Origin of the sequence: Mesorhizobium sp. M0998, from assembly GCF_040318885.1 — a bacterium.
GTDB lineage: Bacteria > Pseudomonadota > Alphaproteobacteria > Rhizobiales > Rhizobiaceae > Mesorhizobium.
Genome location: NZ_JAMYND010000012.1, coordinates 26,294 through 51,847, shown reverse-complemented (window position 1 = coordinate 51,847; position 25,554 = coordinate 26,294). Strand labels below are relative to the sequence as shown.

The window sequence follows — 25,554 nt, the reverse complement described above, 5'->3', positions numbered from 1 at the left end:
AATGGTGCTCGGCTTTGTGACGGATCGTGCTTCGCCGTGGAGCATGATCTCACCGGCCGGTTCCATTTGAGTGGACCATGCGTCGGCGACTGACCTGTCGGGAACATCGTCTCAGGGGGTTCGAGGTGAAGATCATCCATAGGTTCAGACCGATTGCCGCCGCCGCGCTGCTCGGCATCGCGGCGGCCTTGCCGGCCGTCAATTCCGTTCATGCCACGGACGCGGCCGCTCGGCCGGAGGCGGCGATCTCGCCGATGAAACGCGTGGCCGAGGCCAGGGCCAAGGCCAGGGCGGAGAACCCCGACGGCGCCGATCGCGTCTACGGCGGCAAAGAGGCCGAGAAGGGCGCTTACCCGTTCCAGGTGGCATTGCTGACCACCGGCAAACTGGACAAAAGCCCGGCCTCGCAGGCGAATGCGCAGTTCTGCGGCGGCAGCCTGATCGCGCCGCAATGGGTGCTGACGGCGGCGCACTGCCTCAATGACGACGGCGAGCCGATTTCGCCTGATGTGGTCACCGTGCTCACCGGCGCCACCGATCTGAGCGAGGGCAAGCGCTACAAGGCGGTGGAGATCATCGTCAACGAGGGCTACAGCGAGCAGACGCTGGACAACGATCTCGGCTTGATCCGGCTGGCCGCGCCGGCCGATGCCCCGACCATCAAAATTGCCCGTGAGCCGACACCGGACGCCGGCAAGACGACGGTCACCGGCTGGGGCAAGATGCAGGACGGAACGTTTCCCACCGCGCTGATGGTCGCCGACCTGGACCTCCAGCCGAACGCAACCTGCAACAGCGGCATCAAGGCGATTTATGCGCATGATTTGAAGGCAGCGCTCGGCGAACTCGCCCGCCGCATGCGTTATTCGGAAAGGGGCATCGAGGCGGCCGCCAACGCGATTGCAGCCGATATGGCCGATCCGCTTACCGGCAACATGATCTGCGCCGGCACGGCCAGCGGCGAGCGCGACGCCTGCAATGGCGACAGCGGCGGACCGCTGTTCGTGACCGGCGCCGATGGTCCGGTGCAGGTCGGCGTCGTCAGCTGGGGCGAAGGTCCGGCCGACGGCGGCACCGCCTGCGGCCACAAGAACGCCTACGGCATCTACACGCGGCTGGCCAATTACACCGGCTGGATCGAGGAGAAGATGAAGACGGCGGCGCCCGCAGCGCCCAAAGCCCTCGGCACGGCGCAGAAGCCCGCCACGCCCTGACCGGTGTCATTTGCTGAACCAATGAACAGCGGGAGCAATCCCTCTGGTTCTTTCCCAAAACCCGGTTCTGTCCCAAAAACCTGGGGTCGGGACTAGAACCAGCGATCGCGGCGCTGATCTGTGGCGGCCAGGGTGAGGCCGAGTAGCGCTCCTACGGCCGCTCCGAGGATGAATGCCGACGATATTGTGCCGGGATTCTCCTGGACCACGCCCGACACCGTCTGCGCCCTGTTGCGCAGGGCTTGTGCTGTCCGAGAGGCGCGCTCGGCAGCGTTGTCATACCAGCCGCCGGCGTCTTCGATCGCCTCTTCCGCGCGTTCGGCCAAGGTCCGATTGATCTTGTTGATCTCGCGCCTCAGCTGCGCGACCTGCTTCTCCAGGGCTTCCTGAGCTTCACGTTGAGTCATCTTCGGTGCTGCGGATTCGTTCGGTTCGTCGGCCATTGTAATCTCCTTTGCTCAGGCTCGGCTCAACGGCCGGCCCACTGTGCAGGTTCCTCCGCAAAACGCGTATGTCCGGTGTTTGTTCGGTGAGAAACCGGCTTTTGTCCGGCATGTCTGCGAATTCGGCATCAACATCGGATCGTTCCGGCGCTCCCCGCGTTGGTGAAAACGCCACAAGGGAGGATCCGCCATGGACGACGATCGGCATGAAAAGATTCGGCAGCGAGCCTATGAAATCTGGGTGCGCGAGGGCCGCCCGGATGGCGCGCATGAACGTCATTGGCAGCAGGCGAAGCAACAGCTTGGCCTCGACGACGCGGACGTTCCGGCGGGAACGATCGCCAGCTCCGACGTTCTGACGGTCGAGGCACTGGCGATGCGCACCGGGATAACCGGTGATCAGGCGCAAGAGCTGATCGACAGGCTTGGCAACGACAGGGCGACGCTGGAGGAAGCCGCGCGGAACCTCAAGGCAGCCGAAAGTTAGCCGCTGGCCACCGTGTCGAAGACAGCTACCAGTTCGCGCTGCCGCGTCTTTTCGATGAAACCGGACCGCAGACCGTCGTCGCCTACTTCCTCGGCGGCCCCTTGCGCTCGGCCGATGCCGCCCAGAGATTGATGTCCGACTCGCGGGCAAAGCTGTCTATCTCGGCGAGCTCGGCATCGCTGAAGTCGAGCGCCTTCAGCGCGCCGACGCAATCCTCGACCTGTTCCGGCCGGCTGGCGCCGATCAGCGCCGACGTCACCCTGCCCCGGCGCAGCACCCAGGCCAGCGCCATCTGCGCCAGCGTCTGGCCGCGGCGACGGGCGATGACGTTCAGCGCCTCGATATTGGTGATCGACTTGTCGTTGATGAATGCCGGGCGCAGCGACTTGCCCTGGCTGGCGCGGCTGCCGTCGGGGATGCCGCCGAGATATTTGTCGGTCAGCATGCCTTGCGCCAGCGGCGAGAACACGATCGAGCCGACACCGAGCCCCTCCAGCGTATCGAGCAGGCCATCATCCTCGACCCAGCGGTTGAGCATCGAATAGCTCGGCTGATGGATCACGCAAGGCGTGCCGAGCTGCTTCAATATGTCGGCGGCCTCGCGGGTGCGCTGCGAATTATACGAGGAAATGCCGGCATAGAGCGCCTTGCCCGAGCGCACCGCGTGATCGAGCGCGCCCATCGTTTCCTCCAGCGGGGTGTCGGGGTCGAAGCGGTGCGAATAGAAGATGTCGACATAGTCGAGCCCCATCCGCTTCAGGCTCTGGTCGAGGCTGGCCAGCACATATTTGCGGCCGCCCCACTCGCCATAAGGCCCTGCCCACATTTCGTAGCCGGCCTTGGTCGAAATGATCAGCTCGTCGCGATAACCGGCAAAGTCCGTCCGCAGGATCTCGCCGAACGCCCGCTCCGCCGAGCCGGGCGGCGGGCCGTAATTGTTGGCGAGGTCGAAATGCGTGATGCCGAGATCGAACGCCCTGCGCGTGATCGCCTGCTTGGTTCTATGCGACGTGTCGTCGCCGAAATTGTGCCACAGCCCAAGCGAGATCGCCGGCAGCTTCAGGCCGGACCGCCCGCAGCGATTGTAGACCATCTTGTCATAGCGGTTTTCGGCGGGGACATACGGCATGGGAAATCCTCAAATCGAAACGAGCCGACAGCTGCGCCGCAACAGTGGGGCAGTCGAGCTTGCCACCCTTAGCCTCTCCCCGCGCAAACGGGGAGAGGCTTTTTGCGGTGCTTGGGCGGCGCGCCGCCTACTTGGTTTTCTGCTTCGCCAGCAGCTCCTTCGCCGCCTTGACGCCGAGTGCCGCGGGCCGCTCGCAGCTGGTCTGCATAGCGACGAACTTTCCGGTCTCGCCCGAACGCAACAGGCCGGTCATGACGTCGACGGCATGCAGCGCCAGTTCCATCGAGCAGCGGTGCGGCCGACCTTCGGTAATCGCGATCGCCATGTCGGCCAGACCGGCGGTGCGATAGTTGGCCATCATGCCTTGCGAATGCATCTCGTTGGGCACGCCGAACGGATGCGGCCATTTCGGCAGCTTCTTCACCGGTTTGGCGGCTTCGGTGTAGCGCACTTCGCCGCCGAAGAAGTTCGGATCCGGCACGAACACCGTGCCCGCCTCGCCATAGAGTTCCATCGGCGCGTGGCCATGGCTCCAGACATCCCAGCTGGTGTTGAGCGTCACCATGGCGCCGTTCTCGAATTCCAGCACGCCGTGGATCGTCGTCGGCGTGGAGACCGGGATCTTTTCGCCGGCGCGCGGCTTCGAGCTGATGATGCGTTCCGTCATCGGGATCGAAGCGAAGGCGGCGACCTGCTTCACCGGCCCGATCAGCTGGATCAGGTTGGTGATGTAATACGGTCCGATGTCGAGCACCGGCCCGGCGCCCGGCTGGAAGAAGAAGTCCGGATTGGGGTGCCAGTGCTCCATGCCGTGGCTCATCACATGACAGGTGCCGCTGGTGATCCTGCCGAGCCTGCCGGTGTCGATCAGGTCGCGGACAAGCTGGTGCGCGCCGCCGAGGAAGGTGTCGGGCGCCGAACCGATGCGCAGCCCCTTGCTTTCCGCCCGTTTTTTCAGGTCGAGCCCTTCCTTGACCGACAGCACGAAGGGCTTCTCCGAATAGACGTGCTTGCCGGCGTCGAGGATCTGCTTCGACACCTCGTAATGCACCGCCGGAATGGTCAGGTTGACGATGATGTCGATATCGTCGGCCTTGAGCAGCCCCTCGACGGTCTCGGCGCGCAGCTTGAACTCTTTTGCCCGCGCTTTCGCCGCTTCCATGTTGATGTCGGCGCAGGCGCGCATCTCGATGCCGCGAAACAGCGGCGCCAGCGAGAAATACGCCTTCGAGATGTTGCCGCAGCCGATGACGCCGATGCCAAGTTTTGTTGCCATGCTGATGTGCTCCTAATAGGTCTTGGCGGCTGCGATCGAGCGGCGGGCGAAGCGCTCGATATCGTTGGGATTGTCCTGTTCCATGACGTAGTATTTTGCGGCGCTTTTGGCGCGTAGCGCCTTGATCAGGCCGGGCCAGTCGATGGTGCCGTGGCCGACGTCGGACCAGCCGTCCTCGTCGAGGCCCTCGCCCGGCTTGGCCAGGTCCTTGACATGGACGGCGACGATGCGCTTGCCGTGCTTCTCGATCCAGGGCAGCGGATCGACGCCGCCGCGCACCACCCAGGCGACGTCCATCTCCCAGCCGATGTCGGGCGCGGAGGACAGGATGTGGTCTTGCGGCACCGAGCCGTCGGCGAGCGCCTTGAACTCGAAATCATGGTTGTGCCAGGCAAAGCCATAGCCGGCTTTCCTGGCCGTCTCGCCGACCTTGGCCAGGCGTTCGCCGAAGCCGCGCCAGCCGGCTGTGTCGGCCGGCCTGAACTCGGCATTCAGGAACGGGCAGATGAGCAGCGTGATGCCGAGCGCGTCGGCCGTCCTGCGCACGCCGTCGAAATCCTTCTCGAGCGCGTCGATCGAGAAATGCCCGGTCGGCATGGCGAGCCCGTTCTTGTCGAGCTCGGCACGGAACGCCTTGGGATCGTCATAGACGCCGCCGAACCCTTCGACTTGGCTGTAACCAAGCTCCCCCAGCATCTTGAGCACGCCCTCCCAGGGCTGGAAATTGCGGGCGCTGTAAAGTTGGAATGACCAGTTCATCGTCTCTGTCCGTTTTCTTGTAGATGGTTAGTTTTGGGGGGATGAGTCTTGGGGGAGTGGAAGAGTCTTGGGAGGCTAAATCATGCTCTAGAGGCGGTTACCTGTGACGGCGTCGAAAAGCGAGGCGCGCATCGGGTCAAAACCGATGCCGACCGCCTCGGCGTTGTTTGGCGTGCGCTCGGCTGTCACCCGCACCGTGAAATTCTGGCCGGCGAGCTTCAGCCAGACCAGCGTGTCGGAACCCATGGGCTCGACGACCTCGACATTTGCCGTGGCTGCGAACGGCCATCCCGTGCCGCTGTTGAACGCCACGTGCTCGGGGCGGATGCCGAACACGGCCGGCCCTGGCACCGGGTCCTTCTCGAAAGCATAGGTGGCAAGCGGTATCCGCACATCCTCGGCGACGAAGTGCCAGTCGCCTGCCGCTTGCTCCAGTCTGCCGTCGAGGAAGTTCATTGCCGGCGAGCCGAGGAAGCCGGCGACAAACCGGTTGACCGGCCGGTTATAGATGGTCTGCGGCGCATCGAGCTGCTGGATGACGCCGCCCTTCATCACCGCGATACGGTCGGCCAGCGTCATCGCCTCGATCTGGTCGTGAGTGACGTAGATCATGGTGTTCTCGAGCTTGCGATGCAGCAGCTTGATTTCGACGCGCAATTCCGCGCGCAGCTTGGCGTCGAGATTGGAGAGCGGTTCGTCGAACAGAAATACATCGACGTCACGCACAAGTGCGCGCCCGATCGCCACGCGCTGGCGCTGGCCGCCGGACAGCGCCGCCGGCTTGCGATGCAAAAGCGGTTCGATCTGCAGGATCTCGGCGGCCCGGGCGATGCGCTTGGCGATCTCGTCCTTGGCGAGGCCGGCAACGCGCAGCCCGAACGACAGGTTCTTCTCCACCGTCATCTGCGGATAGAGCGCGTAGGACTGGAACACCATGCCGATGCCGCGATCCTTGGGCTCTTCCCAGGTGACGTTCTTGCCCTTGATGAAGATGCGGCCTTCGGAAACGTCGAGCAGCCCGGCAATGCAGTTGAGCAAGGTCGACTTGCCGCAGCCGGACGGGCCGAGCAGCACGATGAATTCGCCTTCGGCAACATCGAGGTTGAGCGTCTGCAGCACCGATATCGCACCGAAATTCAGCGACAGGTTCTGGATCGAGACGCTGGTGCCGTTTGCCGCAATGCTGCCGTTTGCGTTCATCGCCATCATCCTTTCACCGCGCCGGCGGCGATGCCGCGCACGAACAATTTTCCGGACAGGAAATAGACGATCAGCGGCACCAGGCCGGTCAGGATGGTGGCTGCCATGTTGACGTTGTATTCCTTCACGCCTTGCACCGAGTTGACGATGTTGTTGAGCTGCACCGTCATCGGATAGGTGTCGGGGCGGGTGTAGACGACGCCGAACAGGAAGTCGTTCCAGATGCCGGTCACCTGCAGGATGATGGCGACGACAAAGATCGGCAGCGACATCGGCAGCATGATGCGGAAATAGATGCCCCAGAAGCCGGCGCCGTCGACACGCGCTGCCCGGAACAGCTCCTCCGGCATGGAGGTAAAGTAGTTGCGGAACAACAGTGTGAGGATCGGCATGCCGAAGATGGAATGGACGATCACCAGGCCGCTGAGGCTGCCGTAGAGGCCGACTTCGCGCAGGATGATGACGATCGGATAGATCATCACCTGATAGGGGATGAAGGCGCCGACGATCAGGATGATGAAGAAGGTGTCGGCACCTTTGAAGCGCCAGTTGGCAAGCGCATAGCCGTTCACCGAGGCGAGCGCGATCGACAGGATCACCGACGGGATCGTGATGCGCACGGAATTCCAGAAGCCACGCGACAGCCCGTCGCAGTTGAGCCCGGTGCAGGCGCTCGACCAGGCCTTGACCCATGGCTCGAAGGTGATCTCCATCGGCGGCGAGAAGATGTTGCCGAGGCGTATCTCGGGCATGCCTTTGAGCGACGTCACCACCATCACATAGAGCGGCAAAAGATAGTAGAGCGCCACCACGATGAGCGTGCCGTAGAGGAAGATGTTGCGGCGCGAGAACATATGCCGCGGCTTCGGCCCGCTCGGCCCGTACGCTTCGAGCGTGCCGGGGCCGGCCGGCAAGGAAACGGTATGGTCAGACACGCTTCTTGCCTCCAAACTCGAGATAGGCCCACGGCACGATGACGATGATCACCGACAGCAGCATCATGGTCGAGGCGGCGAACCCCTGACCGAGGTTCTGGGCGAAGAACATGTAGTCATAGACATATTTGGCCGGGACTTCGGAGGCGATGCCGGGCCCGCCGCTGGTCTGGGCGACAACCAGGTCATAGATCTTGACGATACCGGCAGCGATGATGACCAGCGTGGTGATGAAGACCGGCCGCATCATCGGTATGATGATGAACAGATAGGTCTTCCAGGTCGGTATCCCGTCGACCCGCGCTGCCTTCCAGATATCCTCGTCGATCCCGCGCAGGCCGGCCAGCATCAGGCACATGATGAGCCCGGTGCCCTGCCAGAGAGCGGCGATCAATATGCCGTAGATGACGATGCTGGAATCATAGAGCGGATTGAAGCTGAAGCTCTCCCAGCCGAGGCTGCGCACCACTCCCTGGATCCCGAACTCGGGGTTGAGCAGCCACTGCCAGACGAGGCCGGTGACGATGAAGGAGAGGGCGAAGGGATAGAGGAAAATGGTCCGGAACGTGTCCTCGAACCGGATCTTCTGGTCGAGCAGGGCGGCAAGCAGGAAGCCGATCACCAGCGAGAACAGCAGCGACAGCACGCCGTAGATCAGCAGGTTCTCGATCGAGACCAGCCAGCGCGGCACCGACCACAGCCGGTAGTACTGGTCGAGCCCGACGAAATTCAGCCGTGGCAGGAGCTTCGAACTGGTGAAGGAATAAAGCACCGTCCACGCGCTGCCGCCGACAAAGATCACCAGCGCTGTGAGGATCATTGGGATCGAGGCGATCTTCGCATTGAGGTTGCGAAAGAGTTGGCTAGGGCGTTCGCTCTTGCTCATCTGCACAGCCGCGCTGGATCGGGTAAGGGCCGGAGGGTCAAGAGGCCTTGACCCGAGCTCCCGCCCTGCGTTTGCAGGGGCGGGAGTGAGGCGGTCGGTCGATCGCTCAATCGGCCGAACCGACAATGGCGACGAAGCGCTTCTGCGCATCTTCCACGGTCATGTCCTGCTTGGCGAAGAACTCGGAGAAAAGATCCTCCTTCTGCTTCTGGGTATCCTGCGAAAGCAGCTGGTCGGTCCAGGGCATGACATTGCCCTTGGCGAGAATTTCGAGCCCCTTCTTCATGCAGTCGTTCGCCGCCTTGAGGTCGACGTCGCCGCGTACCGGCAGCGAACCTTTCTTGAGATTGAAGGCGACCTGCGTCTTGGGATCGAGCAGCGTGTGGGCCAGCACTTCCTGTGCCTTCGATTTTTCGGGATCCTTCAGCAGCGGGAAGTAGAAAGCGTCGCCGCCGGTGGCGATCATCTCGTTGAGACCGAGGCCCGGAAGGCAAGTATAGTCCTTGCCGGCGGTCTGGCCGGCAACCTGGAACTCGCCCTGCGCCCAGTCACCCATGATCTGGCCGCCCGCCTTGCCGGTGATGACCAGATTGGTGGCCTGGTTCCAGTCCTGCACATTGGTGTTCTTGGCCATCTTGCGGGCATCGTCCGCGGCCTTGAAGACCTTGGCGACCTCGGGCCCGGCGGCGAATTCCGCGTCCTTGTCCTTGTAGACCTTGAGGAAGGCGTCGGTGCCGCCGACCGCCGCAAGCAGCACGTCGAAAGCGCCGGAGGCCTGCCAGGGCTGCCCGCCGACCGCGAGCGGCTGGATGCCTGCCTTTTCAAGCGCGGGCGCCGCAGCGACATATTCATTCCAGTTCTTCGGCACCGGCACGCCGGCTTTTTTGAAGGCCGCATTCGACAGCCACAGCCACTGCCAGGAGTGGATATTGACGGGCACGCAATAGATCTTGCCGTCGAGGGTACAGCCATCGAGCAGGCTCTTCGGCTGCACGATTTCCGTCCACTTTTCCTTGGTGGCGAGATCGGTGAGGTCGCGCATCAGCCCGGCCTGCACCAATTCTTCCGCCTGCCGGCCGTGATTGAACTGGGTCGCGCCCATCGGGTCGCCGCCGGTGATGCGGCTGATCATGATCGGCCGCGCCGTGCCGCCGGAGCCGGCGATGGCGCCGTCAACCCAGTGATTGCCGGTTGCGTCGAAAGCCTTGGCGAGTTCGGCGACCGCTGCCGCCTCGCCGCCGGAGGTCCACCAATGGGTGACTTCCAGATCCGTCGCGGCCGCCGGGCCGGCAAATTGCAGCGCGACCGTCGTAGCCAGCGCAGCAGTCATGAGTTGGTATCGCATTTCGTTCCTCCCAGAATCTGAAACGTTACAGATTTTCGATACGGCAATTGCTTAAGGCGCGCAACCCCTCAGGCGAAGGTGGCATCAAGTTTTTTCGAAGCGCGAATAAAATCACGCGGCTCGTCGGCCTACCGCATCGCAACAAGAGGGGTTGCACTGCAAAATGGAATGCTGCGACGCCAAAAAATCGGAAAAGCCCGTTCCAATCACGGTTTTGCACCGACTGCAGCACCGCTCGTTCTGCATCTGTCACCAGTGATATGGCGACGGTCGTGACAATCTGTAACGTTTCAGTATATAGCGGTTTCATTCGGTGAGGGCCCGCGGCGAACCCGCGGCCGGCCGATTGCCGGCCTGTCCGGCAACTGTTATGCGCCTGACGGGGCGGGATGAATGAACAGGCATCAAAAAGAGAAGGCCGACGAAGCGTCGGGCCAGGGCCGGCCGACACTGAAGACGCTCGCCTTCATGACCGGGCTGGGCGTCACCACCGTGTCGCGCGCGCTGAAGGACGCCCCCGAGATCGGCGCCGAGACCAGGCGGCGCGTCCAGCTTGTCGCCAAGCAGATCGGTTATCGGCCCAACCGTGCCGGCGTCCGCCTGCGCACCGGCAAGACCAATGTCATCAGCCTGGTGCTCAACACCGAGCACGAGATCATGAGCTTTGTCTCGGATATCATCTACGGCGTTTCCGAAGTCATTGCCGACACGCCCTACCATTTGATCGTGACACCCTACTCGCGCTCGCAGGATCCGCTCGACCCCATCCGCTACCTCGTGGAAACCGGTTCAGCCGATGGCGTCATCATTTCGCGCACGCAGCCGAACGATCCGAGGGCCCGTTATATGCTGGAGCGCGGCATCCCCTTTGCCACGCATGGCCGCACCGATATGGGGCTGATCCATCCCTACCATGATTTCGACAATTACGCTTTCGCAGCCGAGGCAGTGCGCCATCTGGCCGGCCTCGGCCGCCGCCGCCTGGCTCTGTTGGCGCCGCCGGTCGAGCTGACCTATCACGGCCACACGCTCGCAGGCTTTGCCGATGCGCTGAGCGAGGTCGGCGCCAGCGAGATTCCATTCAACACCGTTTCGATCGATCATTCGATCGAGCAGATCAGAATGCGGACCGCGCAGCTGATGCGCCGCGAAAGCCGCCCGGACGGTTTCATCAGCAGCGCCGCCGCCGCGACGCTCGCCATCGTTGCCGGCATCGAAGACGCCGGCCTCAAGCTTGGCCGCGATGTCGATGTGGTGTCCAAACAATCGTCGGAGCTTCTGCACCTGTTTCGCAGCGAATTGCTGGTCGTCAACGAGAACTTCCGACTGGCCGGCGCCGAACTCGCCCGCTCGGTGCTGGGCTGGATCGGCGGCGCCGCCCCCGGCTCCTTGCAAAGCCTGAGCGAACCGGGCGAAGTCCAGGCCTATCGCCGCCCGGCGTGAGCGGGATATGTTCAGATTGAACTGGCCATCCCGCGCATCTATTTGTCTTGGCCGCATTTCTGCGACGCGAAATGACCCCACTTGGCTGCAATGCAAAATGCGCGCTGCTGACTGGCAGCCTTGGGGCCGGAGAACGAACCCGCTGCGGGGGATGGGCGCGCGCAGCGGGTTCGTTCTCCGATCTCTTGCAAGTCATTCCCGAACGTTGGTGCACTTCTCGAAATTCGCCGTTGCGAATACGGGATTCCGTGTACGTGCGTGCCGGACCCTTAATGTCGGCGCGGCCGGCGATTGCGCTGGACTCGCTCTTGTAGTTCCCGGAGGTAAGTAATGTTCCGCTTGATAACGGCAGACAAACTACCATCGGGGTTTAGTCGCATCGCTCTCTGCAGATGCTCATTCGCGTTGGCAACATATTGGTCAAACTGCGCGTAAGACCGTTCACGTGCCGGTTGCGGTACGCCGCTGCGTCGCGCATTGTTATAGCACTTGTTCGCCATTCCGATCAGCGCATCACCACGAAGTTGATGGTACGACGCGCTATGCTCAACTTCAGGATGATCTCGAGCGAAATCATCCATCAGCTGAATCGCGGCCTTCTGCTCGCGACTTCGGATCATGGCTACAGCAATACGACGGAGTTCTTGCTCTTCGAGCCGGCCGACAGCAGCTTGGATTAAAATTTTGCTAGCTAGTGCACGCTGCTCCTCAGTTGTCTCGTCTCCAGAAAGGAGAGCTTCTCCAAACTGGACGAGAACATCGCGTGGTAGGCCTAGGTAACTATTGCTGCGCGTGTTAAGCCACTCCTGCACCGGCCTAGGATCTTTTAATGATGCTTGGACTTCTGCGAAGAGTTGTAAGGCTCGAACATTACGTGAATCCCGCTTAAGTAAATCTGCTACGGCTCGCTGAGCTTCAACAATGTCACCTATGGCCAAGTCCTGCTCAATGGCCCGCAGTTCTCTTATCGTTGCGTATCGCGGATGTGCGGGAAGAACACACAAAACCCGTGCTTCATCAATATCGAATACCGGCGGTGGGCAACCTTCCTCGCGCATTGCACGAAGAATAGTAGGTATCCCCTGCCCTTCTGCTTGCGCTATCTGCAATCGATTGAAGAACCAAGCTAACGTTTGGTTTCGCCAACGTGGCGCAGCCTCCCCGGCCCGAAACTTGTCGGCGTTCACGCCATAAGGCAGTGATCCCGGCGATAGTATTTCAATACGATCTTCGAATACTGTGACGCGCGTTGGTTCGGTCTCTTCGTAGTCACGATGAGCAAGAGCATTCCCCATCGCTTCATACAAAGCGCGCTTTGGATACTTCACTGCATTCGGGACAACCCTATCGCTCTTGTCGAAGGTGGTGAATGACTGAACATCTAACAACTCGTTGAGTCGTCTCGACTGCTCAATCAAAGTTCCATAAAGTTCGTGCCGCTCAGCATAGACATCAGAACGATCGCGGCCTGGATAGATAGAAAAAAGGCTGACCAAACCTGGAACAAAACGCTGCGGCTCACGGCCGAAGAGGATTACTGCGAAATTCCTAGGGCGCAATAATCCAGTAAGCGGCTCTCGACCACAGAGCGGAGGAACCATTGCACTAAGCGCTGTTTCGTCGGAAAGATAAGCTTCAACGCCTCGTTCAGCAGAGAACATCCTCATCCGTTGCAAGGCATCTCTTAACGCAAGCAAGTCCAAATCGTTGATTGTGGCGCCGTTGCAAAGCCGACGATCCCACGGCAGCTTCGCTCCCTTACGGATTAGCAACTCACGCAGGGTCCCGTTCCGCGCCTCTCGCGTTTCGCGACCGATCCGGACGAAGTGCTTGGCGCCGTCGTCTCCGGAACGGACGCTATGCGCATCACCTGTGGATGGCTGGATGAAAATCAGCAAACGTCGAGAAGGATCATCGCTGGGCAGCTCTTCTACTATAGGAGCGATGGGCGGAGCGACGCGATCACGGCAGCGTTGGAGAACCTGACCTTCTACTTCCTTCAGCCGATTGGCTGTCAGACCGACCTTCATCAAGGCCGGGAAGCCGTGGGTATCTTTCGCCTCACGTGCACCACAGACAACGTATCCTCCTCCAAGGTTGGCTAGGTCATTCGCGAATGCTGATAACGTTCGTACGACGTCTTCGATGTCCGCCACGTTCTCTTTCCATTCAATCTGTTCCGACTCGCGCGCTGCGAGTTGGTCCAAGTCGATGGAATGGCGGAAGCCTTGGTTAGCTCGGGATTGGTTGGAGTTTGACACCAATATATGACCTTGCAATGTGTACTTACAAATCCGGCTTGATACGCTACGGCGATTTTCGCCTAAGTCGGCCTCGATAGCAGAAGATGGGGACAATCGCAGCGCATTTATGTGAATTATTGTACGTGTCTCGTAGCGCTTGCCGGGCCTAGTGCATCCCGGTGAACGCGGAACCCGAGCGGGAAGGGCTCTGAGACTGGTCTGGCTCATAGCGGTGGCGACGGATTGATAGATAAAAAAGAACGCCCGGTTGCCATGGCAGACGGCATCGATATGTTGCGCTGGCGGGCCCGGTCGCTCCCAGCCGAAGTCAGGTTTCAACGTTCCATTCTTTTTTGGCGTGAGCGCGCCAGCGCAATGACGTCCGCTTCCGCTATGTGGCGCCAAAACCAGACAATTGGCAAAGCCCCATTTGCCGGCGTCGGGCGCGGCCGCGAGGTTGATGAAGGGCAGGTTCTGGGATCAGCAATCTGCGTGCTGAACGGCAACTATGCGGCGCTAGCCGCCCGCTCCGCTCCCCCACGGGCCATGGAATGCACCCTGCCCGTCGATACGCTCGAAGCCATGCGCGCCGAAGAAATCGCGCTGCGCCTGGATCAGGTTCGAAGTGCCGCGGCCCTGCCGGTAGCTGTCGAAATAGGCAAGTGCAGATGACAGGGCCGGCACCGGCGAGCCGGCTTCGGCCGCCCTTGCGACGACACGGCGAAGCGACGGATGTGCCTCCTGCATCAATGAGACGAAAGCCGGCGCCATCAACAGGTTGGTGGCTGCACCGCCGGCGCCGAAGGCCTCCGCCATCGTATCCAGCAATTGCGAGCGGATGATGCAGCCGGCCCGCCAGATCTTGGCGATGACCGGCATCGGCAGGTTCCAGTTGAATTCCTTCGACGCGCCGCTCATCACCGCGAATCCTTGCGCGTAGGCGGCGATCTTGCCGGCAAACAGAGCCAGCTCGAGATCGCCGAGCAGGGCGTCCCTGTCTCCGGAAATCTTGCTCACGCCGCCGCCATAGACCTTTTCGGCGGCAAGCCGCTCGTCCTTGATCGACGACAGCACGCGTGCCGCCACAGCCGCCTCGATCGCGGTGGCCGGGATGCCTAGCTGCTGCGCCTCGATCACCGACCATTTGCCGGTGCCTTTCTGGCCGGCGCGGTCGAGGATGATGTCGACCACCGGTTTGCCGGTCTTGGGATCGTCGGCGGCCAGCACCTTGGCGGTGATCTCGATCAGGTACGAATTGAGCCGACCCGTGTTCCACTGGGAAAACACCTCGGCGATCTCTTTCGGCCCCATGCCGAGCCCGTCGCGCAATATGCCGTAGATCTCGGCGATCATCTGCATGTCGGCATATTCGATGCCGTTGTGGATGGTCTTGACGAAATGGCCGGCGCCGTCGGTGCCAAGCCACGCCGCGCAAGGCTCGCCCTTGAACTTGGCCGAGATCGCGGTCAGCACCTTTTCGACGCGCTTCCAGGACTCTTCGGTGCCGCCGACCATGATCGAGGGACCGTGGCGTGCGCCCTCCTCGCCGCCGGACACGCCCATGCCGATGAAGGTCAGGCCCGAATCGGTAAGCTCGGAGAAGCGCCGCATCGTATCGCGGAAATTGGCATTGCCGGCGTCGATGACGATGTCGTTGGCCGACAGCACGCCGCGCAATGCCGCGATCTGCTCGTCGACTGGCTTGCCGGCCAGCACCATGATGATGATCGGCCGCGGCGGCCGGATCGCGGCGGCCAGTTCTTCGAGGCTGTAGCAGGGCACCACCCTATCCCGAAGCGCGCCGGCATTTTCGACAAAGGCATCGGTGCGCGCCGCGGTGCGATTGAAGACGGCGATGCGGTGCCCCTTCTCGGCGATATTGAGCGCCAGGTTGGAGCCCATCGTGCCAAGGCCGATCAGGCCTATTTCGGCTTTTTCCATCGTTTCTTCCCTGCTTTCGGATCTTGTTGGTTTGAGCCCGCGATTGGGTTGGACGCCCATTCTTGATGGCGATGATTGACGGGGGTTCGCGGCCGCGTCAACCGCCTCGCCGAATTGTCTTGCAGCCTGAGGCGTGCTGAGCTTCAGGTCAGGCCGAGCCGGGGTCGAAGACGGGCGCGTAAGCGACCAAACAGGTGGTTTCCGAGAACCGGAGCGGAGCGTACTTAAGTACGTGAGCACCGGAAGCGCAGGATACCGCCATTTGCAGGCCGGCATCACCTGACTATCAGCACGTCACTCCGGCCTGATATCGATCGGCGCCTCTATCTTCACCATCTCGAAATCCGAGACCAGGATATCGAGCCGCGCCGTCCACCGGCCGGAGACCGGAATGACGAGATCGTCGACGCGCCAGGTGCCGTCGCCAAGCCTCGTCGCCGGGCGTTTTATCGGCTCGACACCGGAATCGGGCTTTGACAGCACCAGCGTTGCCTGCTTGGCGTCGAGCAGGCCGAAATCGCCGGTCATGATGAAGATCGAAGCGGCAACAGGCCCGGTATGGCCGGGCACAATGCTGAGATCGGCCATCGCTTGCAGCGTGTGGATATGCACCGATGCCGGCTGTGCGGCGGCGATCGCCAGCGCGCGCGGTGGCGGCGTGAAGCGCCAACCGGCGGCGATGCCGAAGATCGCGACCACGATCAGCACCTCGATGCCGATCGAGCGGGCCAGTCGCCTCTGGACTTCCGTCTTTCCCGCCTCGGCGGGGACCGTAAGCTTGAAGCGGTTGACGGCAGCGAGCGTGAACAGAAAGACAAGCAGCACCAGCTTGATCAGCAGCAGCCGGCCATAGGCAGTGTGGACCAGCGCCGACGGCGTTTTCACCTGGATGACGGCGAGCACGATGCCGGCTGCCGCAAGCCCGACCACGACGGGCAGGATCGCTTGCGAAAACCGGCGCAGCAACGGCCCGGCTTCGGCCGGCTGCCGTTTCAAGGCTAGACCGAGCGGCGTCAGCGCTCCGGCCCAGACAGCAATGCCGACGCCGTGCAGAAACACCATCGGCCTTGTCAGCCATTGCGGCTCGGCGGCACTGGCATGCCCGCTGGCGGCAAGTGCAGCGCCGACGCCGACCAGTCCGGCCAAGGCGAGCGGCCTTGCGTCGGCGGGCGGCACGACCAGCGACAACAGGCCAAGGCCGAGCGCCATCAGCGCGATCAACACCGTCCAGCCAAAGCTGGTACCGAGCGCGGTCTGCCAGATGACCGGCTGCGCCAGCCGGGCGAGCGGCGCACCGAGTGCATCCAGCCCCTGGAAACCGAGCGACAGCGGTGCCGCCGCCAACCCGCACAGGATCGCAGCGACGATCATGTTCCGGCCGGATCGCCCGCCTTGCGCCAACCAGGCCTGCGCAAAGGCACCGCCGACCCCGAAAAACAGGCCGATGTATAGAAAAACCTTGCCGATCCAAATCGCCGTTCGAAGCCCCCGGTCGACGGCTTCGGCAACGGTCGGCGCAGCACTCGATGCACCGACCGAGAACAGCACCGAGCCGCCGACCGGATGCCCGTCGGCGGAGATTACCCGCCAGCTCAGCACATGTGTGCCCGACGTGAGCGCCTGCGGATTGTCGATCTCGACGGTCTGGCCGCTGAGCCGAAAGGACGTCAGCGGAACCGCCGTGCCGTCGGGCCGCACCAGCGTCAGCACCAGCGGCGAAACCGGTTCGCTGAAGGTCAGCGACATTTGCGACGGGCTTTGCGCCAGCACCGCGGCGTCAGCCGGCTCGGCCTTGATCAGCGCCGCATGGGCGAAGGCTGCGTTTGGCGCGGCAATGGTGGCAAGCAGCACAATCACGGCCAGCAGGCCGATGGCAAGCCGGCCGGTTGTGCAGGCCGTTCGCAGGATGGATGCCGCACTCATGTCACCGCCACAAAGACAGCGGCGCGCTCTTTCGGATAGAGCGCGCCGCGTAAGGATCATTTCTTCGGCAGCAGCTTGAGGCCGGGCGCCGGAAATTCCAGCGCGTCCTCAGCCTGCCCGGCCGCCGGAATTTCGATCCAGCGATCGGCAACCCCGTCACATTCCTGCACCACCGGGAAATGCAGCGTCTGGCCTGCCGGCAGGTCGGGCGCCAGCGTCGCGCGAAAGACGAATTCGTCGTAGAACTCGTCCGGCAGGCTGCCGGCGCTCCAGTCGATCTCCTTGACGCCGCTGGTCACTGCCTGGCCGTAGAGCTGGTAGGACTTTTCGTATTTGCCGTTCTTGACCTGCAGTGTCCAACCCGGCTTCGGCATCGGTTTGACCGAGAGCACCCCTTCCGGGATCTGCACGCGCAGCGCGGTCGTCGCCTTGCCCTCGCAGCCATGCGGCACCCGAAGAACCGCCTTGTAGGTCGAGCCCACCGCCGCCTCCGGCGTTTCGAGCGTGATGTGGGCAAAGGCCGCGCTGGTCCCGAGGACAAGAAGCACGCAGCCGGGCAAAAGAGATTTCGTCATGACGGTACCTCTCGAAGCGGCCAAGTCAGTCGTCGTCCTGGGGCGCCGCGCTGCCGATGCCTTGCACGGCGAATTCAATCTGCACGGGCCCGGCTTCCTCGAAGGTCAGCGTGGCGGAGAACGTTTCGCCCTCCTTGGGCTGCCGCTTCAAATCCATGAACATCAAATGATAGCCGTTAGGCGCCAGCGCGACCTTGCCGCCAGCCGGGATTTCGAGGCCGCCGATGACCGGCCGCATGGTCATGACGCCATTGCTGACGCCCATCTCGTGCAGTTCGGCCTTGGCCGAAATGTCGGAGGTGATCGACAGCAGGCGATCCGCCGCACTGCCTGTGTTGGTGATGGTGAAGTAGCCGCCGGCCACCTTGGCGCCGGCTGGCGTGGCGCGCGACCAGGGGTGCCCGATCTCGAGATCGCCAAGCTTGAACTCGTGTGCCAACACCGTCTGGGCGCTGGCGAACAGGAGGGCAAGAACGCAAAGGGCGACGCCGAGACGCTGCTCGAAACGACCCAGTGAGAAGCGCCTGCGGCTGGATGCGGCAGCGCGAAAAGAGTGAGACATGATTGCTCCGTGGACTTTAGGGGATCGCGCCGATGGCCGGTCGCGAACGATGTCGATAAACGCGCCGGCAAAGCGTTGCGCGGCGCGAACCAGAACGGATCAGGCCGTCGCCGGTGGTGCGCGCGGATTGGACGGAGTGCGGGCGCGGGCGAAATCGCGATGCCGGAAGGCCGGCAGGAAAAAGGCGATGGTTTCGACGGAAAGGCTGCGAGCCAGGCTCCCGGCGGCATCGGGTGGCGCGTAGACCGCCGAAACGAGGTTGCAGCCAAGCATGCAGCAAGCCGGCATGTGCTGCTGATGCGGATCGCCGGCGGGGAGTTGCGTCGCACCGTCATGGGTGCAGATCGTGTTGCCGAAAGCATCGAATTGCGAGGCGTTCGGCGCGCCGCCGGAAGCAAACGCGCCGAACATCGACTGGAGCATGAAAAGCCACGCCGCGGCGAACGCGACCGGCATGCTCCATCGTCTCCGGCGTATGGTCAAGAACCAGCCTCTTCACGCAGCAACGTCAGCTCTCTAGCACGGAGCCGGCGGCCGGAAAATCGCCAAAACGTTGCTGCGGCAACGCAACACAATCACGCGCGTTGCGGCTGCCTGCCCTCGGGAATGGACGTCAGCAGCGTGTGGCGGGCCGATTTCAGGTGCTTGCGGCAGGCGGCGTCGACCTTGGCGAGATCGCGCGATTTGAGCGCGGCGATATAGGCGAGATGCTCCTGGACCGCGACTTCGTTGCGCTCGCGCTCCTGCGCCTTGTTCCACTGGTAGTGGTAGTGGAAGATCATGGCGATGACGTCGTAGAAATCGACGATGAAGCGGTTGTGCGACGCCCGATGGATCAGCCGGTGAAAGCGCTCGTCAAGCTCGGAGAATTCGTTGAAGCGCACGGCGATCTCGCGCTCCAGCCGGTGATGCTCGTCTTCCAGGCGGTCGAGGTCGGCCCACACCGGGCTGTCCTCGGGCAGAGCGGCAAAGGCTGCGGCCGAGCGCAGTTCGAACATCTCGCGGATTTCGGTCAACTCCAGCGCGAAGGCGCGGGTAAAGCCTTTCAGCACCCAGTGGCTGTTGCGGCGCTTCTCGATCAGCCCGAAGCGCGAGAAGCGGATCAGGAATTCGCGCACGCTGGTGGTGCCGACGCCGATCTCACGCGCCAGTTCGAGCTCGTTGATCTGCATGCCGGCTTCGGCACCGCTGGCAAGCAGCCGCCGCATGAAGGAGCGCTCGATGATCTCGGCCAGCGTGTCGGTTTCTTCCTCGGGGAAGAAATCGTCCGGTCGTGGTTCGCGCAGGACCGTTTTGCTGCGCTTGTTCCAGTCGATCAGCCCGGTTTCTTCCATGCGCGCAAGGATAGTGCGGACCGTCGTGCGGCTGACGCCGAGCAGCGTACCCAGCTCCGGCTCCGAAGGCAGGCTCCTGGTTTCGTCGAGCAGCCTCAGACCGCGATTATAGGCGTCCTTGTAAACGTTGTTGCTCTTCGACATCCCCTGCCCCGTGGCGCATCGGCGTTTGCGGCCAGTGTGAAGCGTTTCTCGCGCATGAAACCGGTACCTTTTCGGAAAACATCATGCGCAACGCTAGTTTTGGTTGTAGAGCCTACTTCTCGCATCCAAAAGACGCGTCGCGCTCTGGCGAAAAAACAATTGACGCAAAAATGTTTTTTCACGATAAAAGACATTATATGTTAAGAGCCGCGTGTCAATCCGCTCGCGCACCCAGGAACACACCCAGGAAGCTCCCGTGAACGCCGCAAACAGCATTCTTCTGTCTCCCGCCGACAATGTCGCGGTCGCCAATGGCCGCATCGAGATCGGCACCGTGCTGCCGGGCGGCGCCGTCGCCGCCGCAGTGATCGAGCCGGGCCACAAAGTGGCGATCAAGCCGATTGCGGCCGGCGAGGCCGTGGTCAAATACGCCCAGGCGATCGGCCGCGCCACGCAGGACATCGCGCCCGGCGAGCATGTCCATTCGCACAATCTGGTCTTCGAAAGCGGGCGTTTGCCGGTGGTGCCGCCGAGCGAGGCAGTGCATGCGACCGAGGCCGACCGCGCCCGCACCTTCATGGGCTACCGCCGCGCCGACGGCCGCGCCGGTACGCGCAACTTCATTGGCATTCTCGCCAGCGTCAATTGCTCGGCCACCGTCTGCCACGCCATCGCCGACGCGGCGAACCGCACGCTTTTGCCGCAATATCCCGGCATTGACGGCTTCGTCCCGATCGTCCACGGCCAGGGCTGCGGCATGAGCGCCACCGGCGACGGCATGATGGTGCTACACCGCACGCTGGCCGGCTACGCCCGTCATCCGAATTTTGGTGGTGTGCTGATGGTCGGGCTCGGCTGCGAGGTCAACCAGCTCACCCTCTACGGCCAGAAGGGCGTTGCCGCGGGAAAACGTCATTTCAACATCCAGGAAGCCGGCGGCTCGCGCAAATCGGTCGAGAAGGCGTTGGTCGTGCTGGCCGAGATCGCCGAGGAGGTCGGCAAGCTTCAGCGTGAGCCGATCCCGGTCAGCGAGATCGTCGTCGGCCTGCAATGCGGCGGCTCCGACGGCATGTCCGGCATTACCGCCAATCCGGCGCTGGGTGCCGCGGTCGACATCCTGGCCGGCGTCGGCGGCATCGGCATCCTTTCCGAGACAACGGAGATCTACGGCGCCGAGCACCTGCTCGCCTATCGCGCCGCAACCCCCGAGATCGCCGCCAAGCTCGACGGTTATGTGAAATGGTGGGAAGACCACGTCGCCAAGCATGGCGCATCGATCGACAACAATCCCTCACCGGGTAATAAGCGCGGCGGCCTGACCACCATCCTGGAAAAGTCGCTCGGCGCGGTCGCCAAGGGCGGCCAGACGCCGCTCAACGGCGTCTTCGGCTATGCCGAAAAGGTCACCGGGCACGGGCTGGTGTTCATGGACACGCCCGGCTACGACCCGGTTTCGGCCACCGGCCAGGTGGCGGGCGGCGCCAACGTCATCGTCTTCACCACCGGCCGCGGCTCCTGCTTCGGCTGCCGGCCGACGCCGTCGATCAAGGTCGCCAGCAACTCGACCATGTATCACACGATGGAAGAGGACATGGACGTGAATTGCGGCGTCATCGCCTCGGGCGAAAAGACCATCGCCGGCATGGGCCGCGAGATCTTCGAACTGATCGTCGAGACGGCTTCGGGCCGCAAGACCAAGAGCGAAGAGTTCGGCTACGGCGACAACGAGTTCGTGCCTTGGCATCTCGGAGCGACGCTCTAAGCCGGACATGCGCAATAGTCGCGAACACCGGACGTGATCGCCAGGCGTCACAGTTCCAACGCTCCCGAAAAAGAATGAACATTCCATATTGACTGAGTGATGGAATTAATATTCCATACGGGATATTGGAGGAGATTGGCAGCGGAATTCCGAGGGAGCAAGCTTTCCCGCCCAGCCATTCGAGCGGCCATCAAACATCGCTTGCGCCGACCGAGGTGATGCACTATCAAAATGCGGTAAATGTTTTTTATTGATAAAGTTCCGTTCGGGCCGCGCCATCCGAATGGAGCTTCCGCAACATTCACCGGGCGACTTAGGGAGGACTCCTAATGAAATTCGTGACCAGCATTCTCAATCGCCGCGCCTTCGTGGCACTTGCAGCCGCCTCGATGCTTGCCGGCGTGATGCATTCGGCGCCGGCATCCGCGGCCGACGCGACAATTCCGATCATCGTCAAGGACACCACGTCCTTCTACTGGCAGATCGTTCTGGCGGGAGCCCGCAAGGCCGGCAAGGACCTCGGCGTCAACGTGCCGGAGCTCGGCGCCCAGGCCGAGACCGACGTCAACGGCCAGATCTCGATCCTTGAAAATGCCGTCGCCGGCAACCCGGCGGCCGTCGTCATTGCGCCGACCGAAGCCAAGGCGCTCGGCAAGCCGATCGACGAGGCCGCCACCAAGGTCAAGATCATCGGCATCGACTCTGGCGCCGACTCCAAGGCCTTCACCTCGTTCCTGACCACCGACAACATCCAGGGCGGCCGCGTTGCCGCTGACGGCCTTGCCGCAGCCATCGGCGAAGCCAATGGCGGCAAGGTCGAGGGCGACGTCGCCCTGATCACCGCTCTTCCGGGCGCCGGCTCGCTCGAACAGCGCGCCCAGGGTTTTAAGGAACAGCTCGCTGCCAAATATCCGGGCCTCAAGCTGGTCGCCGACAAATACGCCGACGGCCAGGCCACCACCGGCCTCAACATCGCCACCGACCTGATCACCGCCAACCCCAACCTCAAGGGCATCTTCGCCTCCAACCTGATCATGGCGCAGGGCGTCGGCCAGGCGATCGCCGAGAACAGTCTTGCCGGCAAGGTCGGGCTGGTCGGTTTCGACAGCGACGAGAAGCTGATCAAGTTCCTCAACGACGGCGTCATTTCGGCTCTCGTCGTCCAGGATCCGTACCGGATGGGCTATGACGGCATCAAGACGGCGCTCGCCGCCTCGAAGGGCGAGAAGGTCGAGGCCAATGTCGACACGGGCGCCAATTTGGTCACCAAGGCCAACATGAAGGATCCGAAGATCGACGCGCTGCTCAACCCGAAGCTCGACTGAGCATAGCCTCAGGTGAACTGTTTCCGGGGCCTTTTCGCCCCGGAAACATCCCACTCGTGCCAATCGCGAGGCCAATCTTTGGGGGCCAATCTGGGAGGATTGTCATGATGTCGACGGCGCAGGAACTCCATCCGGCCCCAACGCTGGAACCGGGCAGGACCATCCTCGAACTCCGCGGGCTGGAAAAGCGCTATCCCGGCACCCATGCGCTGAAGCCGGTCGATCTCGCCTTCAAGGCCGGCGAGATCCACGCCATCGTCGGCGAGAACGGCGCCGGCAAATCCACCCTGATCAAGCTTCTTACCGGCGTCATGCCGCGCACCTCCGGCGACGTCATCTGGGAGGGCAAACCTGCCGCATTGGCAACGCCGCATGAGGCGATGGCGCTCGGTATCAATGCCGTGCATCAGGAAGTCGTCCTGTGCCGCCATCTCACCGTCGCCGCCAACATGTTCCTCGGCGAGGAGGATTCCCGCTTCGGCATCCTGCAGCAGCGGGCGATGATCAGGCAGGCGCAGAAGATCATCGACGATCTCGGCTTCGACCTGCCGGCGCATGTCATGCTGGGTGACCTGACCATCGGCCAGCAGCAGTTGATCGCCGCCGCCCGCGCCACCGTGCGCGGCACCAAATTCCTGATCTTCGACGAGCCGACCGCCTATCTTACCCGCAAGGAGGCCGACCAGCTGTTCACGCTGATTCGCCGGCTGAAGGGCGAAGGCGTCACCATCATCTACATCAGCCATCGCATGGAAGAAGTGTTCGAGCTCGCCGACCGCGTCTCGGTGCTGCGCGACGGCACGCTGGTCGGCACCAGGAACATTGCCGAGACCAATGACGCCGAGCTGGTCAAGATGATGATCAACCGCTCGATCGAGCAGGTCTACCACAAGGAGCATTTCACCCCCGGCGCGACCATCGTCGAAACCAGGAACCTGTCCGGCAAGGGTTTCGAAAATGTCTCGATGTCCGTCCGCGCCGGCGAGATCGTCGGCCTCTACGGCCTGATCGGCGCCGGGCGCAGCGAGTTCGTCACCACGCTCTATGGCCGGCACCGCAAATCGGCCGGCCATATCCTCTGGGAGGGCAAGGAGGTCAAGGTCAATTCCGAACACGACGCGATCAGGCTCGGCATGGCGCTGGCCCCGGAAAGCCGCCGCGACCAGGGCCTCTGCCTCAACCTGCCGGTCGGACTCAACCTCAATCTGCCGATCTACAAGCGCATCTCCAGCAATCTGCTGATCTCCCGCGCGCAGGAAAAGGCGCAAGCCGATCGCCAGATCGCCGACCTGCGCATCAAGACGCCGACGCGCGGCGCGCTGGCCTCCAGCCTGTCCGGCGGTAACCAGCAGAAGATAGTCATCGGCAAATGGCTCGCCCATGGCGCCAAGCTATTCATCTTCGACGAGCCGACTGTCGGCGTCGACGTCGGCACCAAGGCCGAGATCTACCGCCTGTTCGGCGCGCTGTTGTCCAAGGGAGCCGGCATCATCCTGATCTCGTCCTACCTGCCCGAGGTTTATGAACTCGCCGACACGCTGCACGTGTTCCGGCGCGGCAAGCTGGTGGCCACGCACGGCTTTCGTACCGCTGACCACGAGGAGATCCTCACCCAGGCGCTGGCCGAGAAACAAGAAAAACCGGGAGGACGGATATGAGCACCGAGGCGATCGCTGCCGAAAGGCCGAAACGCAACTACAACGCCCTGTTCGGGCTGACACTGCTGGCGCTGCTGGTTCTTTTATGGATCATCCTGTCGGTGGCGACGCCGAGCTTCGCCTCGGCCAACAACATCTCGAACCTATTGCGGCAAGGGTCGATGATCGCCATCCTGGCGGTCGGCCAGACCTTCGTCATCATCACCGGCGGCATCGACCTTTCCGTCGGCGCCGTGGTCGGCTTCGCCACTGTCATCGTCGCGATGCTGATCAACGCCGGGACACCGGTTTTCCTCGCCATCCTGATCACCTTGCTGGTCGGCGTCGCCATCGGCATGTTCCATGGGTTCGGCATCGTCAAGATGGGCCTGCCGCCCTTCATCATCACCCTGGCGACGCTGACCTCGCTGCGCGGCATCGGTCTGTTGATGACCAACGGCAACTCGATCTCGATCAACAACGACGCCTTCCAGACGTTCTCGCGCAGTTCCTTCGCCGGCGTCCCCAATCTGTTCTGGATGGTGATCCTGGTCGGTATCCCAGCCTACATCTTCCTGCACCACAGCCGCTGGGGCCGCTATCTGTTCTCGGTCGGCTCCAACGCCGAGGCGTCGCGCCTGTCAGGCGTCAACGTCCAGCGCACCATCTACATGGCCTACACGCTGTCGGGGCTGTGTGCGGCCTTCGTCGGCGTGCTGCTTGCCTCGCGCATCGGCATCGGCAATCCGACGCAGGCCGAGGGCTGGGAATTGCAGGCGATCGCCTCCTCGGTGATCGGCGGCACCTCGCTGTTCGGCGCTGTCGGCTCCGTGCACGGACCGCTGCTCGGCGCCTTCATCCTTGCCACCATCAACAACGGCGCCAATCTGCTCAACGTCAACGCCTTCTGGCAGCGCATCATCACCGGCGTGCTGATCATCGTCATCGTCTATTTCGACGGGCTGCGCCGCCGCGGCAAATAGACTGCCTC

Annotated in this window: 22 protein-coding genes; 7 read left to right on the top strand and 15 right to left on the bottom strand. The window is 62.6% G+C overall.

The window, feature by feature from the left end; translation table 11 throughout:
* Nucleotides 1–125: 125 nt before the first annotated feature.
* On the top strand, nucleotides 126–1,214 hold the full coding sequence (locus NKH59_RS13755; protein ID WP_352539430.1) for a S1 family serine peptidase: 1,089 nt from the start codon (nucleotides 126–128) through the stop codon (nucleotides 1,212–1,214).
* A 92-nt stretch (nucleotides 1,215–1,306) separates the two neighbouring features.
* Here NKH59_RS13755 and NKH59_RS13750 read toward each other — a convergent pair whose 3' ends face one another.
* Nucleotides 1,307–1,657 carry a hypothetical protein gene (locus NKH59_RS13750; protein WP_352474874.1) on the bottom strand — a complete coding sequence of 117 codons (351 nt, stop codon included), beginning with the start codon at nucleotides 1,655–1,657 and terminating at the stop codon, nucleotides 1,307–1,309.
* A gap of 190 nt (nucleotides 1,658–1,847) precedes the next feature.
* Here NKH59_RS13750 and NKH59_RS13745 point away from each other — a divergent pair, with 190 nt between their 5' ends.
* Entirely contained in the window at nucleotides 1,848–2,144 is a 297-nt protein-coding gene (locus NKH59_RS13745) for a DUF2934 domain-containing protein (RefSeq protein WP_352539431.1), read from the top strand.
* An 82-nt stretch (nucleotides 2,145–2,226) separates the two neighbouring features.
* Here NKH59_RS13745 and mgrA read toward each other — a convergent pair whose 3' ends face one another.
* The 7 genes from mgrA to NKH59_RS13710 all read right to left on the bottom strand — a co-directional run bounded on the left by mgrA (nucleotide 2,227) and on the right by NKH59_RS13710 (nucleotide 9,674).
* Nucleotides 2,227–3,273, bottom strand: a complete 1,047-nt coding sequence (mgrA, locus tag NKH59_RS13740; RefSeq protein ID WP_352539432.1) for an L-glyceraldehyde 3-phosphate reductase — start codon at nucleotides 3,271–3,273, stop codon at nucleotides 2,227–2,229.
* A 127-nt stretch (nucleotides 3,274–3,400) separates the two neighbouring features.
* Complete coding sequence (locus NKH59_RS13735; protein ID WP_352539433.1) at nucleotides 3,401–4,549, bottom strand: Gfo/Idh/MocA family protein; 1,149 nt, start codon at nucleotides 4,547–4,549, stop codon at nucleotides 3,401–3,403.
* Between the two features lie 12 nt (nucleotides 4,550–4,561).
* Complete coding sequence (locus NKH59_RS13730) at nucleotides 4,562–5,308, bottom strand: sugar phosphate isomerase/epimerase family protein (protein ID WP_023675224.1); 747 nt, start codon at nucleotides 5,306–5,308, stop codon at nucleotides 4,562–4,564.
* 87 nt (nucleotides 5,309–5,395) lie between these two features.
* On the bottom strand, nucleotides 5,396–6,508 hold the full coding sequence (locus NKH59_RS13725) for an ABC transporter ATP-binding protein (protein WP_352539434.1): 1,113 nt from the start codon (nucleotides 6,506–6,508) through the stop codon (nucleotides 5,396–5,398).
* A gap of 5 nt (nucleotides 6,509–6,513) precedes the next feature.
* Entirely contained in the window at nucleotides 6,514–7,443 is a 930-nt protein-coding gene (locus tag NKH59_RS13720) for a carbohydrate ABC transporter permease (protein WP_023675222.1), read from the bottom strand.
* Nucleotides 7,436–8,329: a carbohydrate ABC transporter permease gene (locus NKH59_RS13715; RefSeq protein ID WP_352456791.1), complete on the bottom strand. Its 894-nt coding sequence runs from the start codon at nucleotides 8,327–8,329 to the stop codon at nucleotides 7,436–7,438. The genes NKH59_RS13720 and NKH59_RS13715 overlap by 8 nt, the downstream gene beginning before the upstream one ends.
* Nucleotides 8,330–8,435: 106 nt before the next feature.
* Complete coding sequence (locus NKH59_RS13710; RefSeq protein ID WP_352539435.1) at nucleotides 8,436–9,674, bottom strand: ABC transporter substrate-binding protein; 1,239 nt, start codon at nucleotides 9,672–9,674, stop codon at nucleotides 8,436–8,438.
* A gap of 393 nt (nucleotides 9,675–10,067) precedes the next feature.
* On the opposite strand from NKH59_RS13710, the gene NKH59_RS13705 reads away from it, so the two are divergent.
* Nucleotides 10,068–11,117, top strand: a complete 1,050-nt coding sequence (locus NKH59_RS13705) for a LacI family transcriptional regulator (protein WP_352539436.1) — start codon at nucleotides 10,068–10,070, stop codon at nucleotides 11,115–11,117.
* Between the two features lie 269 nt (nucleotides 11,118–11,386).
* Here the strand turns inward: NKH59_RS13705 and NKH59_RS13700 are convergent, their stop codons facing one another.
* The 7 genes from NKH59_RS13700 to NKH59_RS13670 all read right to left on the bottom strand — a co-directional run bounded on the left by NKH59_RS13700 (nucleotide 11,387) and on the right by NKH59_RS13670 (nucleotide 19,839).
* Nucleotides 11,387–13,588: an RNA/DNA-binding domain-containing protein gene (locus NKH59_RS13700; RefSeq protein WP_353022193.1), complete on the bottom strand. Its 2,202-nt coding sequence runs from the start codon at nucleotides 13,586–13,588 to the stop codon at nucleotides 11,387–11,389.
* A gap of 288 nt (nucleotides 13,589–13,876) precedes the next feature.
* A complete protein-coding gene (gene gnd, locus NKH59_RS13695; RefSeq protein WP_352539438.1) occupies nucleotides 13,877–15,301 on the bottom strand; it encodes an NADP-dependent phosphogluconate dehydrogenase in 1,425 nt (474 codons plus the stop codon).
* Between the two features lie 294 nt (nucleotides 15,302–15,595).
* Nucleotides 15,596–17,224 (bottom strand): copper resistance CopC/CopD family protein, encoded by a 1,629-nt coding sequence (locus NKH59_RS13690; RefSeq protein ID WP_353022177.1) that lies wholly within the window; start codon nucleotides 17,222–17,224, stop codon nucleotides 15,596–15,598.
* A gap of 56 nt (nucleotides 17,225–17,280) precedes the next feature.
* Nucleotides 17,281–17,799: a YcnI family copper-binding membrane protein gene (locus tag NKH59_RS13685; protein WP_352539440.1), complete on the bottom strand. Its 519-nt coding sequence runs from the start codon at nucleotides 17,797–17,799 to the stop codon at nucleotides 17,281–17,283.
* A 25-nt stretch (nucleotides 17,800–17,824) separates the two neighbouring features.
* Nucleotides 17,825–18,361 carry a copper chaperone PCu(A)C gene (locus tag NKH59_RS13680; protein ID WP_352539441.1) on the bottom strand — a complete coding sequence of 179 codons (537 nt, stop codon included), beginning with the start codon at nucleotides 18,359–18,361 and terminating at the stop codon, nucleotides 17,825–17,827.
* A 99-nt stretch (nucleotides 18,362–18,460) separates the two neighbouring features.
* The gene (locus tag NKH59_RS13675) at nucleotides 18,461–18,817 is read right to left on the bottom strand and encodes a DUF2946 family protein (protein ID WP_352539442.1); all 357 of its coding nucleotides are present in this window, start codon (nucleotides 18,815–18,817) and stop codon (nucleotides 18,461–18,463) included.
* A 119-nt stretch (nucleotides 18,818–18,936) separates the two neighbouring features.
* Complete coding sequence (locus NKH59_RS13670) at nucleotides 18,937–19,839, bottom strand: GntR family transcriptional regulator (protein WP_352448373.1); 903 nt, start codon at nucleotides 19,837–19,839, stop codon at nucleotides 18,937–18,939.
* Between the two features lie 256 nt (nucleotides 19,840–20,095).
* Between NKH59_RS13670 and NKH59_RS13665 the strand changes: the two genes are divergently transcribed.
* From NKH59_RS13665 to NKH59_RS13650, 4 genes are all read left to right on the top strand, one after another.
* Nucleotides 20,096–21,601: a UxaA family hydrolase gene (locus NKH59_RS13665; RefSeq protein WP_352474097.1), complete on the top strand. Its 1,506-nt coding sequence runs from the start codon at nucleotides 20,096–20,098 to the stop codon at nucleotides 21,599–21,601.
* 329 nt (nucleotides 21,602–21,930) lie between these two features.
* Entirely contained in the window at nucleotides 21,931–22,926 is a 996-nt protein-coding gene (locus NKH59_RS13660) for an ABC transporter substrate-binding protein (protein ID WP_023675208.1), read from the top strand.
* 104 nt (nucleotides 22,927–23,030) lie between these two features.
* A complete protein-coding gene (locus tag NKH59_RS13655) occupies nucleotides 23,031–24,584 on the top strand; it encodes a sugar ABC transporter ATP-binding protein (RefSeq protein ID WP_353022175.1) in 1,554 nt (517 codons plus the stop codon).
* Nucleotides 24,581–25,546: an ABC transporter permease gene (locus NKH59_RS13650; RefSeq protein ID WP_352448376.1), complete on the top strand. Its 966-nt coding sequence runs from the start codon at nucleotides 24,581–24,583 to the stop codon at nucleotides 25,544–25,546. Before NKH59_RS13655 ends, NKH59_RS13650 begins: the two co-directional genes overlap by 4 nt.
* The last annotated feature ends 8 nt before the right edge of the window (nucleotides 25,547–25,554 follow it).

Coding starts and splice junctions, on each gene's coding strand:
- NKH59_RS13750 (WP_352474874.1), bottom strand. CDS start 1,657: ATGGCCGACGAACCGAACGAATCCGCAGCACCGAAGATGACTCAACGT.
- NKH59_RS13745 (WP_352539431.1), top strand. CDS start 1,848: ATGGACGACGATCGGCATGAAAAGATTCGGCAGCGAGCCTATGAAATC.
- mgrA (WP_352539432.1), bottom strand. CDS start 3,273: ATGCCGTATGTCCCCGCCGAAAACCGCTATGACAAGATGGTCTACAAT.
- NKH59_RS13735 (WP_352539433.1), bottom strand. CDS start 4,549: ATGGCAACAAAACTTGGCATCGGCGTCATCGGCTGCGGCAACATCTCG.
- NKH59_RS13730 (WP_023675224.1), bottom strand. CDS start 5,308: ATGAACTGGTCATTCCAACTTTACAGCGCCCGCAATTTCCAGCCCTGG.
- NKH59_RS13725 (WP_352539434.1), bottom strand. CDS start 6,508: ATGAACGCAAACGGCAGCATTGCGGCAAACGGCACCAGCGTCTCGATC.
- NKH59_RS13715 (WP_352456791.1), bottom strand. CDS start 8,329: ATGAGCAAGAGCGAACGCCCTAGCCAACTCTTTCGCAACCTCAATGCG.
- NKH59_RS13710 (WP_352539435.1), bottom strand. CDS start 9,674: ATGCGATACCAACTCATGACTGCTGCGCTGGCTACGACGGTCGCGCTG.
- NKH59_RS13705 (WP_352539436.1), top strand. CDS start 10,068: ATGAACAGGCATCAAAAAGAGAAGGCCGACGAAGCGTCGGGCCAGGGC.
- NKH59_RS13700 (WP_353022193.1), bottom strand. CDS start 13,588: ATGAGCCAGACCAGTCTCAGAGCCCTTCCCGCTCGGGTTCCGCGTTCA.
- gnd (WP_352539438.1), bottom strand. CDS start 15,301: ATGGAAAAAGCCGAAATAGGCCTGATCGGCCTTGGCACGATGGGCTCC.
- NKH59_RS13690 (WP_353022177.1), bottom strand. CDS start 17,224: ATGAGTGCGGCATCCATCCTGCGAACGGCCTGCACAACCGGCCGGCTT.
- NKH59_RS13685 (WP_352539440.1), bottom strand. CDS start 17,799: ATGACGAAATCTCTTTTGCCCGGCTGCGTGCTTCTTGTCCTCGGGACC.
- NKH59_RS13680 (WP_352539441.1), bottom strand. CDS start 18,361: ATGTCTCACTCTTTTCGCGCTGCCGCATCCAGCCGCAGGCGCTTCTCA.
- NKH59_RS13675 (WP_352539442.1), bottom strand. CDS start 18,817: ATGCCGGTCGCGTTCGCCGCGGCGTGGCTTTTCATGCTCCAGTCGATG.
- NKH59_RS13670 (WP_352448373.1), bottom strand. CDS start 19,839: ATGTCGAAGAGCAACAACGTTTACAAGGACGCCTATAATCGCGGTCTG.
- NKH59_RS13660 (WP_023675208.1), top strand. CDS start 21,931: ATGAAATTCGTGACCAGCATTCTCAATCGCCGCGCCTTCGTGGCACTT.
- NKH59_RS13655 (WP_353022175.1), top strand. CDS start 23,031: ATGATGTCGACGGCGCAGGAACTCCATCCGGCCCCAACGCTGGAACCG.
- NKH59_RS13650 (WP_352448376.1), top strand. CDS start 24,581: ATGAGCACCGAGGCGATCGCTGCCGAAAGGCCGAAACGCAACTACAAC.